The sequence below is a fragment of the Pseudomonas subflava genome, from assembly GCF_023823685.1.
In the GTDB taxonomy this organism is placed as follows: Bacteria; Pseudomonadota; Gammaproteobacteria; order Pseudomonadales; family Pseudomonadaceae; genus Aquipseudomonas; species Aquipseudomonas subflava.
This window is the reverse complement of the sequence record NZ_JAMXBF010000006.1, coordinates 186,711-199,920: the sequence shown is the minus strand read 5'-3', so window position 1 is coordinate 199,920 and position 13,210 is coordinate 186,711. Positions and strand designations below refer to the sequence as shown.

The window sequence follows — 13,210 nt, the reverse complement described above, 5'->3', positions numbered from 1 at the left end:
AGCCCTCTATAGCGTGCCGAAGCTGCCGGCCAGGGTGCCCATGATCAGCGCCCAGCCGTCCACCAGGACGAACAGCATGATCTTGAACGGCAGGGAAATGATCAGCGGCGACAGCATCATCATACCCATGGCCATGAGGATACTGGCCACCACCATGTCGATGATCAGGAACGGGATGAAGATCATGAAGCCGATCTGGAACGCGGTCTTCAGCTCGGAGGTGACGAACGCCGGGATCAGGATGGTCAGCGGTGCGGCCTCGGGCGAGGCGATGTCGGTGCGCTTGGACAGGCGCACAAACAGCTCGAGGTCGGAGGCGCGGGTCTGCGCCAGCATGAAGTTCTTGATCGGCACCTCGGCCCTGTCGATCGCCTGCTGCGCCGGCAACTGCTCGTTGAGGTAGGGCTGCAGCGCCTCGCGGTTAATCTGGTCGAACACCGGCGCCATGATGAACATGGTCAGGAACAGCGCCAGGCCGATGAGGATCTGGTTCGACGGCGTCTGCTGCAGGCCCAGCGCCTGGCGCAGGATGGAGAAGACGATGATGATCCGGGTGAAGCTGGTCATCAGCATGACGAACGCCGGGATGAAGCTCAGCGCCGTCATGATCAGCAGGATCTGCAGGCTGACCGAGTATTCCTGCTGCCCCTCCGCGTCGGTGGACAGGGTGATGGCCGGGATCGACAGCGGATTTTCGCCCTGCTGGATCAGGGAAACAGCCGGCGGCGCCTCCTCGGCGAAAGCCAGCGAGGCGCCCAGGCTGAGGACCAGCACCAGCAACAAACGCAGCATCAGGATTTGTCCTTCTGATCCTTGCCGAGCAGCTCCATCAGGCGCTGGGCGAATTCTGGCGTGGCGGGCTCGCCGTCGGGCAGATGCACCGGCTCCTTGAGCACGTGCAGGGGCGTGATGCGACCGGCGCTGAGGCCGAGCAGGATCTGCTCGCCGCCGACCTGAACCAGCAGCAGCCGATCACGCGGGCCCAGGGCCTGGCTGGCCACCAGCTTGATCGCCTGGTTGCTGCGCGGGCCGATCTGCTGCACGCGGCGCAGCAACCAGGCCAGCGCGAAGATCAGGCCGACCACCAGCAGCAAGCCGAGCATCAGCTGCACCAACTGGCCGCCGACATCGCTGCCGGCCAGGGGCGTGGTCGCCGCCTTGGTCGCCGGCTCGGCCGCCAGCGCCGTCAACGGGGCCAGCAGGAGCAGGCTGCAGAATCGCCGCATCATGGCCTCAGCGCAGTTTCTTGATGCGTTCACTGGGGCTGATCACGTCGGTCAGGCGGATGCCGAACTTCTCGTTGACCACCACCACCTCGCCATGGGCGATCAGGGTACCGTTGACCAGCACGTCCAGCGGCTCGCCGGCCAGGCGGTCCAGTTCCACCACCGAGCCCTGATTGAGCTGCAGCAGGTTGCGGATACTGATCTCGGTGCTGCCCACTTCCATGGAGATGGACACCGGGATGTCGAGGATCACGTCCAGGTTCGGCCCTTCCAGGGCCACCGGGCCGCCGCCGGGCTTGGGCGCCGCGCCGAATTCTTCCATGGCCATGCGCGGTGCGGCCGGCGCAGCGGGGGCGCCGCCGGTCTGGGACATCAGCGCGTCGATGTCGTCCTGGCCACCGTCACCGGCTTCGGCCAGGGCCGCAGCCCACTCGTCCGCCAGGGCCTGCTCTTCGGGGCTGGTGCCTTCGTTTTCGTCTGCCATCGCTCTACCTCGGCTGGCTGTTATCTCGTTTCTGGCCGGCCGCGCCATTGCGCCGCCCGCCTCTTCATTTATTCGCGCCGCGCGATCAGCGCGTGCGCTCGACCGGTTCGAGCACCTGCAGGGCCAGGTTGCCCTTGTGCGCGCCCAGCTTGACCTTGAACGCCGGCACGCCGTTGGCGCGCATGATCATCTGCTCCGGCAGCTCCACCGGAATCACGTCCCCCGGCTGCATGTGCAGGATGTCGCGCAGCTTCAGCTCGCGGCGCGCCAGGGTTGCGGCCAGCGGGACGTTGACGTCGAGGATGTCCTCGCGCAGGGCCTTGATCCAGCGCTCGTCTTGGTCGTCCACGTCGGACTGGAAGCCGGCATCGAGCATCTCGCGGATCGGCTCGATCATCGAATACGGCATGGTGATGTGCAGGTCGCCGCCGCCGCCGTCCAGCTCGATATGGAAGGTGGACACCACCACCACTTCGCTGGGGCTGACGATGTTGGCCAGCGCCGGGTTCACTTCCGAGTTGATGTACTCGAAGTTCACATCCAGCACCGCATGCCAGGCCTCCTTGAGGTCAACGAAGGCTTGGTCGATGACCATGCGCACCACGCGCAGCTCGGTGGGGGTGAACTCGCGGCCCTCGATCTTGGCGTGGCGGCCGTCGCCGCCGAAGAAGTTGTCCACCAGCTTGAATACCAGCTTGGCGTCGAGGATGAACAGCGCAGTGCCACGCAGCGGCTTCATCTTCACCAGGTTGAGGCTGGTCGGGACGTACAGCGAGTGCACGTACTCGCCGAACTTCATCACCTGCACGCCGCCCACGGCCACATCGGCGGAACGGCGCAGCAGGTTGAACATGCTGATGCGGGTGTAGCGGGCGAAGCGCTCGTTGATCATTTCCAGGGTCGGCATGCGCCCGCGGACGATGCGATCTTGGCTGGTCAGGTCATAGCTCTTGACGCTGCCGGGGTCGGCATCGGCCTCGGTTTCGACCAGACCATCGTCGACGCCGTGCAGCAGCGCGTCGATTTCGTCCTGTGACAGCAGGTCTTGTACGGCCATGGGGACTCCCGCTACTGCAACACGATGTTGGTGAACAGAACCTGTTCGACCACGGTTTTGCCGGTTTCTTTCTGCGCCAGTTCCTGCACCACCGCCGTGGCCTGACTGCGCAGCATTTCCTTGCCGACCGGCGTCATCAGTGCGGCGAAGTCCTGACCGGAGAACAGCATGACCAGGCGATTGCGGATCAGCGGCATGTGCACCTTAAGCGCATCGAGCTCGGCCTGGTCACGTGCCATCAGCGCCACGCTGACCTGCATGTAGCGCTGGCGGCCCTGGAATTTGTAGTTGGCGATGAACGCCGGAGCGATGGCCTCGTACAGCGCCGGCTGCTTGACCGGCGCGGCGGTCTCGCTGGCGCCCTCTTCCGCAGGCTTCTCTTCTTCAGCGCCCTTGTCCTTGCCGAGGAAGAACAGGGTTGCGCCCACCGAGCCGCCGATCGCCAGCAGGACGACGACGACGATGAGGATGATCAGCTTGAGCTTGCCCTTGCCCGGCTTCTCGCCGCCCTCGGCCGCCGGGGGTTGGGGAGCCTGTTTCTTTGCCATGCCAGAAATCCGTCGCTATTCGGTGTGTTTTGTCCGTCAAGGGCTTAGGAGCAAGTGTTATGCCACCTTGTAAACACGATAGACCCTTGACGCTGGCAGCCGATATACCAAGGCAGCGCCCGCCTGTCACCCGAAAACGACTGCGCCCGAAGCTTTGACGGCTTCGGGCGCAGCACTGCGGGGAGTTCATCGGATGACGATCAGGCGTAGTAATCCACCATGCCGCGGGGCGCGGCTCCGCTCTCCGAATTGCGGATCTCGCTGACGCCGAGCAGCATCTCCTCCTCGCCACCACCGCCCAGGCCGCGACCACCGGAGCGACCGCCGCCGCCCTCGCCGCGGCCCTGGGAGCCCTGGGCCAGGGACTGGTCGGAGACGTTCACGTCGAGCTGGTTCATGCCCTGCTGGGCGAAGAGTTCGCGCAGACGATGGGACTGGCCTTCGAGCTGATCACGCACGTTGGCGTTGGCGCTGACGAAGGTCACCTGGGCCGCCTGGTCCTTGTTCAGCTCGATGCGCACTTCCAGCCGCCCCAACTCGGCCGGGTCCAGCTGGATCTCGGCGGACTTGAGGTTCTGGCTGGACAGCCACATCACCTTGTCGACCACCGCCTCGCTCATGCCGGGATGCCCGACCTGTACCGGCTGTCCCGGCACCAGCGGCAGGCGCTGGGCGGCGTTGGTCTGCTGGTTGATGGCCTGGCTCAGCGCATTGAGTTTGCTGGCGAAGGCCTCGGCGCGGGCCTCGCCCTGCGCTTCGCGGACGTTGGGCAGCGGGCTGTCCAGCCCCTCGCCGAACAGCTCGCTCTCCAGCCCTTCGCCCGGTTTTTCCTCGCTGGGCATGGCATCGCCAGACATCGCCGCCAGCGCGTTGGCGAAGCCCTGGCTGGCGTCGGCGGATTTCTGCGCCGCTACCGCACCGGGGCTCAGCTGCTGGGCCGCGGCCTGGTTCTTCGCACCGATTTCCAGGGCCATCTTCACCGCCGGCAAGCTGTTCAGCATGTCCAGCTCGGGATCATGACTCGCCTCGGTCAGCGTCGCCGGCGCGGCGCTGGCGGCCAACGGCACGCCAGTCTGCGGCAGCGGATCGGCCTCTTCGCCCGTCCCCTCGCCTTCGCCCGTCAGAGCCGGATCGGTTTCGGCCGGCAGTTGGCCGGCCAGCGCCATCAGCAGCAGCGGATCGACAGCCTCCTCGCCAGCCTCTGTCACCTCCTCCGGCAAGGCCTTGCCGCTTTCGGCAACCGCGGGCTCTTCGGCGGCAGCCTCGGCCTTCGGCTCGTCAGCCGGCTTGGCGTCGGCGGAGCGCTCCTGCGCCGCCTTGGCGCTGGCCTCCTTGCGCTCGGCCGCCTTGGCCTGGCGCTCCTTGGCATAGACGTCGGCAAAGCTGGAAGTCTCGCCGCTCCTGGGCTCCGGCGAACTGGCCGGCGCCTTGGCGGCAGGCGCCTTCGGTCTCACCTCGGGGGCGGACTGAAGGAGAAAATCGGGTGCAACGGACATGGCTACTCTCCGTTAGGGGTGGATCCTGACGGAGCTAGAGCAAGGGGCGGGCCAACTTTGCTGATGAGAATGACTGCGCGTCGGCCAGTCGTCGTTGGCGAACGATCCCGCGGCCCGCAACGGCTCTCAGCGATAACGCTGGCGCTCGGACTTGAGCAGGATACGGACGATGGCGAACTCGCGGCCGATCTGCTCGACCAGCGTCGGCGCTTCGTCCAGCCGCTCGCGCCGGGCGGCTTCCTCCAGCTGCTTGCACAGGCCGGCGAGCATGGGCGCGCCCATGTTGCTGCAGCTGCCCTTGAAGCTGTGGGCGGCCAGGCGCAGGGCCTGGGCGTCGGCGGCGGCCATGGCCTCATGGATATGCCGCTGGCGCTCCTCCGAGTCGATCAGGAATGTGTCCAGCAGCACCGGGTATTCCTCCCCCATGACATCCAGCAGGGAAGCCAACACGTTCTGGTCGAGGTGGATATCGGACACCGGCTCACTCCATGATCGGGAAGCGGGGATTATGCCTGAGAACGATCGCCGATTGGCCAGAGCACGGCCGCGCCACTAGGCCGGCCAGCGAAACTCCACCTGGGCGCCGCGACCGTCGGGCGACCACTGGCAGTGATGGGTCAGCTGCCGGATCAGGCGCATGCCGCGGCCGCTGAGGCACTCCTTGTCCTGGGGCCGATCCAGCGCCCGCGCCACGTCGAAGCCTTTGCCGCTGTCCTCCACGCGGATGCGCAGGCAGCCGCCACCCCCGGCCTCAGGCACCACATCCAGCGAGAAGCGCACGAAGCCCTCACTCAATGCCTGCAGGCGCTGGCCGCGTTCGCGGTAGTAGCGGGCGAAGCCCTGGGCGTCCGACTTGAGCCTGGAGTCCAGGCCCAGCACACCGTGCTCCAGGGCATTGGAATAGAGTTCGGCCATCACGGTGTAGAGCGCGCCACCCTGGGCGCGCAGGCCGCGAACCTCCATCAGCAGCTGCAGCAGGAACGGCAACGGGTTGAAGCGCTTGAGCGCCTCGGCGCGGAACTCGAAACTGACCGACCAATCCAGCGGGCTGCTCTGGCCGCTGTCGGAGAACGCCAGCGCCGGCCGCGCCAGCAGGCCGTCCTCGACCATGCTCAGCTCGATCATGCTGATGTCGTCCTGGGCCTCGCCGCGGAACGCGGCCAGCGCCGCCTGGATCTCGTCGAACAGCCGCTCCGGCGAATGGCCGGCGGCGAACACCTCCAGCAGGCGCTCCTCGCCGAACAACTGGCCGCTGGCGCCGTGGGTCTCCAGCACGCCATCGGACAACAGGAAGATGCGATCGCCCGGCAGCAGTGGATGGACCTCGTAGGCCTCGTTGAAAGCCGTCGGTTCCAGCACGCCCAGAGGCAGGTGCCGCGACACCAGCGGCACGCGCTCGCCGCTGGCCACGCGCAGCAGATGACCGTCAGGCAGGCCGCCGTTCCACACCTCGACCACGCGCCGCTGGAAACTCAGGTTGAGCATGGTGGCGCAGCAGAACACCCCCACCGGCAGGATGCGCTTCAGCTTGGCGTTCATCTCGCGCAGGATTTCCGCCATGGAGAAGCCCTTGGCGGTCATGCCGTAGAACACTTCCGCCAGCGGCATGGCGCCGATCGCCGCCGGCAGGCCGTGGCCGGTGAAGTCGCCGAGCAGCACGTGCATGCCGCCGGAGGGCTTGAACGCGGCCAGCAGCAGGTCGCCGTTGAACAGGGCGAAAGGCGACTGCAGGTAGCGGATGTTGGCGGCGCTGAGGCAGCCTGAATGCGCCACCTTGTCGAACACCGCCTTGGCCACCCGCTGCTCGGTGAGCAGGTGCTCGTTGTGCTTGGCGATCAGGTCGCGCTGCTGCAGCACCACCTGCTGCAGGCGGCGCAGGCGGTCCATGGCGCTGATCTTGGCCTGCAGGATGATCTGGTTGTAGGGCTTGGCGAGAAAGTCGTCGCCGACCTCGAGGCAGCGCACCAGCGCTTCGTTCTCGGTCAGCGAGGTGAGGAAGATGATCGGCACCAGCTGCTCGCCGGCGGACTCCTTGATCCGCCGCGACGCCTCGAATCCGTCCATCACCGGCATCAGCGCGTCCATCAGCACCAGCTGCGGGCGCTCCTGCTCGAACAGCGCCACCGCCTCGAGGCCATTGCTGGCCGTCAGCACCCGATGCCCCTGGCGACTGACGATGGTCGACAGCAGCATGCGATCCGCCGCGCTGTCCTCGGCGATCAGGATGGACAGGCGGCCGGACATGGCGTCAACCGATCTGGAACAGCTGTTCGAAGTTGGAGATGGAGAGGATCTTGCGCACGTCCGGGTTGCAGTTGACCAGGCTGATGCGCGCGTGGTCGCCGCCGGCGTGGTCGCGCAGCAGCAGCAACATGCCGAGGGCGGAACTGTCGAGGTAGGTGGCGCCCTTGAGGTCCACCACGTAGCGCTTGGGGGTGGTGCTCACGCGCTCATAGGCATCGCGGAATTCCTGGTGCGCGGAGAAATCGAAGCGGCCCTGGATGTGGATGGTCAGCTCCTGTCCGTCGCCCGAGGGCATCGCGGTGATAGCCATGTGGAACTCCTTGTTGGTTTCGTGCAAAGAAGATTTAGCACCCACAGATGACAGCGGCAACCGCGAATCATCCCTGATCTCGCTGGGGCAGCCGCTGCGACAGCTCGTCGAGCAGCTTTTGCTCGCGCTTGTCCTCGATGGCGCGGGCCTCGTCCAGATAACGCTGCACCAGCTTGCGCAGGCCCTCCACGCGGGCGTAGCGCTGCTGCCAGGTCTCGCGCGCCCTGTCGGCATTCTGCCGGTGCCAGGCGATGCTCTGCAGCTGCTGGCCAATGGCGGTCTCCAGCTGGCTGAGAAAGCGCTGGTAGTTCATCAGCCACTGCCCGGAGACACCGCGGCTACCCTCGTTGATCCACTGCTGCTGGTAGTCGGCGCGGTAGCGCTCCAGTTCGCCGAGCTGCGCCTCGGCGCGGGCGAGCAGGCCCTGCATGTGCGCCATCTGGCGGGCCGCCTCGCGCTCGGCGCGCTCGGCCATTTCCACCACCGGGGCGAGACGCGCGGCGCGGCTGTTGGCCATCTATCAACCCTGGGGAGGCGCGAAGACCTGCGCCAGCTGTTCGACGCTCTGGGTCATCGAAACGCTTTCACGCAGGGCCTGGCGCAGGTAGCGGGCCATGGCCGGCTGGCGGGCGATGGCCATGTCGGTATCGGCATCGCCGCCGGCCACATAGGCACCGACGCTGATCAGGTCGCGGCTCTGCTGGTAGCGCGACCACAGCTGCTTGAACCGCTGCGCCTGCTTCAGATGCTCGGGGCTAACCACTTGCGGCATTACGCGGCTAATCGACGCTTCGATGTCGATGGCCGGGTAATGGCCCTCTTCGGCGAGCCGGCGCGACAGCACGAAGTGGCCGTCGAGCACACCGCGGGCGGCGTCGGCGATCGGGTCCTGCTGGTCGTCGCCCTCGGACAGCACCGTGTAGAACGCCGTGATCGAACCGCCGCCCTCCTCCGCGTTGCCGGCACGCTCCACCAGCTTCGGCAGCCGGGCAAACACCGACGGCGGATAGCCCTTGGTGGCCGGCGGCTCGCCGATGGCCAGGGCGATTTCGCGCTGGGCCTGGGCGTAGCGGGTCAGCGAGTCCATCAGCAGCAGAACGTTCTTGCCCTTGTCGCGAAAATACTCGGCGATGCGGGTGCAGTACTGCGCCGCGCGCAGGCGCATCAGCGGTGCGTCGTCCGCCGGCGAGGCGACTACCACGGAACGCTTGAGACCCTCTTCGCCGAGAATCTCGTCGATGAATTCCTTCACCTCGCGGCCGCGCTCGCCGATCAGGCCGACCACGATGATCTCGGCCTCAGTGAAGCGGGTCATCATGCCCAGGAGCACCGATTTGCCGACGCCGGTACCGGCGAACAGGCCCAGACGCTGGCCGCGGCCGACGGTGAGCAGGCCGTTGATGGCGCGGATGCCCACGTCCAGCGGCACATGGATCGGGTCGCGGTTGAGCGGGTTGATGGTCGGGCCGTCCATCGGTACCCAGTCCTCGGCCTTCATCCCGCCTTTGCCGTCCAGGGCGCGGCCGGCGCCATCCAGCACCCGGCCCAGCATGGACGTGCCCATGGGCAGACGGCCGGTATCCGGCAGCGGCACCACGCGGGCGCCCGGGGCGATGCCGGACAGGCTGCCGACCGGCATCAGGTAAATCTTGCCGGTGGAAAAGCCCATCACCTCGGCCTCCACCTGCACCGGGTGATAGCTGTCGTCGTTGATCACCAGGCAGCGGCTGCCCAGGGCGGCGCGCAATCCTTCTGCCTCCAGGGTCAGGCCAACCATGCGCAGCAGTCGTCCCTCCACCACCGGCTGGCCAGGCAGCGAGACGGCGTCGGCGTAGCCCGCCAGGCGCCTGGCGAAGCTGACGCGCTCAAGACGCATCGGAAGAATCCAGATCGACGCGGATGTCCGACTCAGGAGGGTTACCGACCTGCGCACGCTGCTGATCGAACAGCTGCTTGAGCGCCAGACCGATGCGCGTCTCGATGCTGGCATCGATGCGGCTGTTCTCGCTCTCAACCCGGCAGCCGCCCGGCTGCATCGAATCGTCCTCGAGAATCCGCCAGCTCTCCTCGTGACGCTCGCGCAGCGCCTTGACCAACTCGAAGTCCTGCGGATGGATGTGAATGCGCACATTGCTGGCGCCCATGGGCAGCAGCTTGAGGGCCTCGCGCAGCACATGGCGGATCTGGCTGGAGTCGGTGGTCAGCTCGCGCTGGATGACCTGGCGAGTTACCTGGCTCACCAGGCCGACCAGGGCTTTTTCCAGCTCCTGGTCCTGGTTCGCGATGGGCTCCATGAGATGGCCCATGATCTTTTCCAACTGGGCCACCTTGCCGGCCAGCGCCGCATCGGCCTCCTGCTTGGCCTTCAGCTGGCCGGCGCGGAAACCATCCTTCTCGCCGGTGGCGAAGCCTTCGTTGTAGGCGTCCTGACGAATGGCCTCGACCTCGTCGAGGGTGAGCGGTTTGACGTCCTCGACCGCCACCTCCTCCACCTGCGGCTCGGGTTCGGCAGCCGCCGGATGCGGTTCGGGTTCGGGCGCCGGTACCGGAGCGGCCTCGACCTCCGGGTCAAAACTGGGCAGCGACCAGCGATCGAAGCCCGCCACGTCCTTGGCGCGAATCAGCTCGCTCTGTGCGTCCTTGGTGGCCATGGCTTAGATCATCGCCTCGCCACCGGCACCGCCGAGGACGATCTCGCCGGACTCGGCCATGCGCCGGGCGATGGTGAGGATTTCCTTCTGCGCGCCCTCCACTTCGCTGACGCGCACCGGGCCCTTGGCTTCGAGGTCGTCGCGCAGCAGCTCGGCGGCGCGCTTGGACATGTTCTTGAAGACCTTTTCCTTGATGCCGTCGTCGGCGCCCTTGAGCGCCAGTACCAGCACGTCGGAGGACACCTCGCGCAGCAGCGCCTGGATGCCGCGGTCGTCGACGTCGGCCAGGTTGTCGAAGACGAACATCAGGTCCTCGATCTGGCTGGACAGGTCCTCGTCGACTTCGCGGATGGAGTCCATCAGCTGGCCCTCCACCGAGCTGTCGAGGAAGTTCATGATGTCCGCGGCGCGCTTCACCCCGCCCAGCGAGGCGCGGGTGGTGTTGGCGCTGCCGGAGAACTGCTTCTCGAGAATCTGGTTGAGCTCCTTGAGCGCGGCCGGCTGCACCGTGTTCAGCGACGACACGCGCAGGATGATGTCCAGGCGCACCTTGTGGTCGAAGTGGCTGAGCACCTCGCCGGCCTGGTCGGGATCGAGATAGGCGACCACGATGGCCTGGATCTGCGGGTGCTCGTAGCGGATCACGTCGGCCACGGCCCGCGGCTCCATCCACTTGAGGCTGTCCAGCCCGCTGGTGCTGCCGCCGAGCAGGATGCGGTCGATCAGGTTGCCGGCCTTGTCCTCGCCCAGCGCTGCGGTGAGCATCTTGCGGATGTAGGCATCGGAACCGACGCCCAGGCTGGTCTGGTCACCGACGATTTCGACGAACTCGCCCATCACCTGTTCGATCTGCGCACGCTGCACGTTGCGCATGCCGGCCATGGCGACGCCGACCTTCTGTACTTCCTTGGGGCCGAGGTGGCGCAGCACCTGAGCCGCATCGGTCTCGCCGAGGGACAGCAGGAGGATGGCGGCCTTGTCGACCTTGGTCAGCTTGGTGGCGGGACGATTGTCATTCATCGGCGTTGATCCACTCTTTGACTACCTGGGCCACGCGGCCCGGATCTTCCGCCACCAGGCTCTTGATGGCGTTCAGTTGCGCATCATACCCCTCGGACGGGCTGGGCAGCAGGATGCTCTGCGGTCCGCCGAGGCTGACCCGATCGGAGGACAGCTCGCCCTCCAGGCCACCCATGTCGCCCAGCTCCACGTCACCGTCGGCACCCTCGCCGCCACCCGCGCGGGACGGGCTGGTGATGTTGTTCAGCACCGGACGCAGTACACCGAAGACCAGCACCAGGATGAACAGCACGCCCAGTACCTGTTTGACGATGTCCCAGAACCAGGGTTGCGAATAAAACGGAATTTCGATGCTTTCTTCCGCGGCCTCGGTGGAGAACGGCGCGTTGATCACGCTGACGCTGTCACCACGGCTGGCGTCGAAGCCCACTGAGTCCTGCACCAGTCGGGTGAAGCGCGCCAGATCTTCGGCGCTCCAGGGGCTGCGGGTGACTTCGCCGGTCTCGGCGTTGATATTGACCTGATCGTCCAGCACAACCGCCACGGATAGGCGCTTGAGCCGGCCCTGCTGCTGCTTGGTGTAGCTGATCGAACGGTCCAGCTCGAAGTTGCGGGTGGACTGCTCGCGCTTGTCCGCCGGATACGGCGCCAGCATCGGCTGGCCGGTGGCCGGGTCCATGATCTGCTGGCCGTTGGCGTCCACCAGTGGCTGGCCCGGAGACACCGGGCCGGCCGGAGCTGGTGCCGCAGCAGCCTGCTCGGGCGCGGCGGCGGCGCCCGGCGGCTGGTTGCTCAGCGCGCCCGGCACGCCCTGCGGCGGCAGGCTGCTGGAACGCTGCTCGTTGACCTGCTGCTCGCTGCGCAGGGCCGGCTGGTCCGGGTTGAACATCTCGGAGGTGGATTCCACCGCGCTGAAATCGACGTCCGCGGAAACCTCGGCCTTGTAGCGGCCATTGCCCAGCACCGGCTGCAGGATGTTGTGCACGCGCTGGGTGAACAGGGTTTCCATGCGACGGGTGTAGTCGAACTGCTTGCCGGCAACGCTCAGCTCGGACAGCTCCTGCTGGTCGGACAGCAGATTGCCCTTCTGGTCGACCACGGTGACCTGCGACTTGGTCAGCTCCGGCACCGAGGTGGCCACCAGGTTGACGATGGCCATCACCTGGCTCGGCTCCAGGGCACGGCCCGGATACAGTTCGACCAGTACCGAGGCGCTGGGCTTGCGCTCGTCGCGGACGAACACGGAGCTTTTCGGGATCGCCAGGTGCACGCGGGCGCCCTTGACGTTATTCAGGCTGGAGATGGTGCGCGCCAGCTCGCCTTCCAGGCCGCGGCGGTAGCGGGTGGCTTCCATGAACTGGCTGGTTCCCAGGCTCTGCTCCTGGTCGAGGATCTCGAAGCCGACGTTGCCGTCGGCCGGTGCCACGCCGGCGGCAGCCAGGCGCATGCGCGCGCGCCCCAGGTCTTCGGACTTGACCAGCAGGGCGCCGGAGTTCGGCTCCACGGTGTAGGCGATGTCGGCGGCATTCAGCACGTCCATCACCTGGGTGCTGTCCATGCCCGCCAGGTTGCCCAGCAGCGGCTTGTAGTCCGGCTGCTGCGACCAGAGCACGACGGCGAAGCCGATGGCCACGCTGGCGGCCAGGCCAACCAGCAGGCCGAGCTGACGCAGCATTGACATCTGCGAAAGGTTATTGAGGAAGGCCAGCCCGAACAGCGGCTTCTTCGGCTCGTCGGCGCCGGTTGTGGCGGGTACGTTTGCTGCGACTGCTTCAGCCATGTCTCAATTCCGCCCTGTTAAACCGGCATCTGCATGATGTCTTGATAGGCCTGGACCAGCTTGTTGCGCACCTGGGTCAAGGCCTGGAAGGAAACGCTGGCTTTCTGCGAGGCGATCATCACGTCGGTGATGTCGACGCCTTTCTGCCCCATCTCGAAGGCAGTGGCCAGTTGGCCGGAGATCTGTTGGGTCTCGCTCACCTTGTTCACCGCCTGGCCGAGCATATCGGCGAAATTCGGCGCCCCTGGCACCGGCGCTTCGACAGCCGGTTTCTGCTTGGCCATGGCCTCCATCTGCATGGAGCGCATTTCCAACATCAGGCGATTGAATTCGACACCCTGGCTCATGACCCTTCTTCCTCCAGCGATCGCGGATTTTTGACACTTCGCGATGG

Annotated in this window: 15 protein-coding genes; all 15 read right to left on the bottom strand. The window is 66.4% G+C overall.

Annotated elements, in window-relative coordinates; all coding sequences use genetic code 11:
* Positions 1-6: 6 nt before the first annotated feature.
* Entirely contained in the window at positions 7-792 is a 786-nt protein-coding gene (gene fliP, locus NF616_RS10070; RefSeq protein ID WP_252273108.1) for a flagellar type III secretion system pore protein FliP, read from the bottom strand.
* A complete protein-coding gene (fliO, locus tag NF616_RS10065; RefSeq protein WP_252273107.1) occupies positions 792-1,226 on the bottom strand; it encodes a flagellar biosynthetic protein FliO in 435 nt (144 codons plus the stop codon). The genes fliP and fliO overlap by 1 nt, the downstream gene beginning before the upstream one ends.
* Positions 1,227-1,233: 7 nt before the next feature.
* The gene (gene fliN, locus NF616_RS10060; protein WP_252273106.1) at positions 1,234-1,710 is read right to left on the bottom strand and encodes a flagellar motor switch protein FliN; all 477 of its coding nucleotides are present in this window, start codon (positions 1,708-1,710) and stop codon (positions 1,234-1,236) included.
* Between the two features lie 85 nt (positions 1,711-1,795).
* Positions 1,796-2,767 carry a flagellar motor switch protein FliM gene (gene fliM / locus NF616_RS10055; RefSeq protein WP_252273105.1) on the bottom strand — a complete coding sequence of 324 codons (972 nt, stop codon included), beginning with the start codon at positions 2,765-2,767 and terminating at the stop codon, positions 1,796-1,798.
* Between the two features lie 11 nt (positions 2,768-2,778).
* Entirely contained in the window at positions 2,779-3,315 is a 537-nt protein-coding gene (gene fliL / locus NF616_RS10050) for a flagellar basal body-associated protein FliL (RefSeq protein WP_252273104.1), read from the bottom strand.
* Between the two features lie 200 nt (positions 3,316-3,515).
* Complete coding sequence (locus tag NF616_RS10045) at positions 3,516-4,811, bottom strand: flagellar hook-length control protein FliK (RefSeq protein WP_252273103.1); 1,296 nt, start codon at positions 4,809-4,811, stop codon at positions 3,516-3,518.
* Between the two features lie 126 nt (positions 4,812-4,937).
* Positions 4,938-5,288 (bottom strand): Hpt domain-containing protein, encoded by a 351-nt coding sequence (locus NF616_RS10040; RefSeq protein WP_252273102.1) that lies wholly within the window; start codon positions 5,286-5,288, stop codon positions 4,938-4,940.
* 75 nt (positions 5,289-5,363) lie between these two features.
* Positions 5,364-7,055 (bottom strand): fused response regulator/phosphatase, encoded by a 1,692-nt coding sequence (locus NF616_RS10035; protein ID WP_252273101.1) that lies wholly within the window; start codon positions 7,053-7,055, stop codon positions 5,364-5,366.
* A 4-nt stretch (positions 7,056-7,059) separates the two neighbouring features.
* Positions 7,060-7,365, bottom strand: a complete 306-nt coding sequence (locus NF616_RS10030) for an STAS domain-containing protein (RefSeq protein ID WP_252273100.1) — start codon at positions 7,363-7,365, stop codon at positions 7,060-7,062.
* A 67-nt stretch (positions 7,366-7,432) separates the two neighbouring features.
* Complete coding sequence (gene fliJ, locus NF616_RS10025; RefSeq protein ID WP_252273099.1) at positions 7,433-7,882, bottom strand: flagellar export protein FliJ; 450 nt, start codon at positions 7,880-7,882, stop codon at positions 7,433-7,435.
* A gap of 3 nt (positions 7,883-7,885) precedes the next feature.
* Positions 7,886-9,241: a flagellar protein export ATPase FliI gene (gene fliI / locus NF616_RS10020; protein WP_252273098.1), complete on the bottom strand. Its 1,356-nt coding sequence runs from the start codon at positions 9,239-9,241 to the stop codon at positions 7,886-7,888.
* Positions 9,231-10,016 carry a flagellar assembly protein FliH gene (gene fliH, locus NF616_RS10015; protein ID WP_252273097.1) on the bottom strand — a complete coding sequence of 262 codons (786 nt, stop codon included), beginning with the start codon at positions 10,014-10,016 and terminating at the stop codon, positions 9,231-9,233. The genes fliI and fliH overlap by 11 nt, the downstream gene beginning before the upstream one ends.
* Before the next feature lie 3 nt (positions 10,017-10,019).
* The gene (fliG, locus tag NF616_RS10010; protein WP_252273096.1) at positions 10,020-11,036 is read right to left on the bottom strand and encodes a flagellar motor switch protein FliG; all 1,017 of its coding nucleotides are present in this window, start codon (positions 11,034-11,036) and stop codon (positions 10,020-10,022) included.
* Positions 11,029-12,816, bottom strand: coding sequence for a flagellar basal-body MS-ring/collar protein FliF (fliF, locus tag NF616_RS10005; RefSeq protein ID WP_252273095.1), 1,788 nt, complete (start codon positions 12,814-12,816; stop codon positions 11,029-11,031). Before fliF ends, fliG begins: the two co-directional genes overlap by 8 nt.
* Positions 12,817-12,833: 17 nt before the next feature.
* Positions 12,834-13,163 (bottom strand): flagellar hook-basal body complex protein FliE, encoded by a 330-nt coding sequence (gene fliE / locus NF616_RS10000; RefSeq protein ID WP_252273094.1) that lies wholly within the window; start codon positions 13,161-13,163, stop codon positions 12,834-12,836.
* Between the last annotated feature and the right edge of the window lie 47 nt (positions 13,164-13,210).

Bases quoted from the DNA above. Each gene is read 5' to 3' on its own strand.
- fliP (WP_252273108.1), bottom strand. From the start codon at position 792: ATGCTGCGTTTGTTGCTGGTGCTGGTCCTCAGCCTGGGCGCCTCGCTG.
- fliO (WP_252273107.1), bottom strand. From the start codon at position 1,226: ATGCGGCGATTCTGCAGCCTGCTCCTGCTGGCCCCGTTGACGGCGCTG.
- fliN (WP_252273106.1), bottom strand. From the start codon at position 1,710: ATGGCAGACGAAAACGAAGGCACCAGCCCCGAAGAGCAGGCCCTGGCG.
- fliM (WP_252273105.1), bottom strand. From the start codon at position 2,767: ATGGCCGTACAAGACCTGCTGTCACAGGACGAAATCGACGCGCTGCTG.
- fliL (WP_252273104.1), bottom strand. From the start codon at position 3,315: ATGGCAAAGAAACAGGCTCCCCAACCCCCGGCGGCCGAGGGCGGCGAG.
- NF616_RS10045 (WP_252273103.1), bottom strand. From the start codon at position 4,811: ATGTCCGTTGCACCCGATTTTCTCCTTCAGTCCGCCCCCGAGGTGAGA.
- NF616_RS10035 (WP_252273101.1), bottom strand. From the start codon at position 7,055: ATGTCCGGCCGCCTGTCCATCCTGATCGCCGAGGACAGCGCGGCGGAT.
- NF616_RS10030 (WP_252273100.1), bottom strand. From the start codon at position 7,365: ATGGCTATCACCGCGATGCCCTCGGGCGACGGACAGGAGCTGACCATC.
- fliJ (WP_252273099.1), bottom strand. From the start codon at position 7,882: ATGGCCAACAGCCGCGCCGCGCGTCTCGCCCCGGTGGTGGAAATGGCC.
- fliI (WP_252273098.1), bottom strand. From the start codon at position 9,241: ATGCGTCTTGAGCGCGTCAGCTTCGCCAGGCGCCTGGCGGGCTACGCC.
- fliH (WP_252273097.1), bottom strand. From the start codon at position 10,016: ATGGCCACCAAGGACGCACAGAGCGAGCTGATTCGCGCCAAGGACGTG.
- fliG (WP_252273096.1), bottom strand. From the start codon at position 11,036: ATGAATGACAATCGTCCCGCCACCAAGCTGACCAAGGTCGACAAGGCC.
- fliF (WP_252273095.1), bottom strand. From the start codon at position 12,816: ATGGCTGAAGCAGTCGCAGCAAACGTACCCGCCACAACCGGCGCCGAC.
- fliE (WP_252273094.1), bottom strand. From the start codon at position 13,163: ATGAGCCAGGGTGTCGAATTCAATCGCCTGATGTTGGAAATGCGCTCC.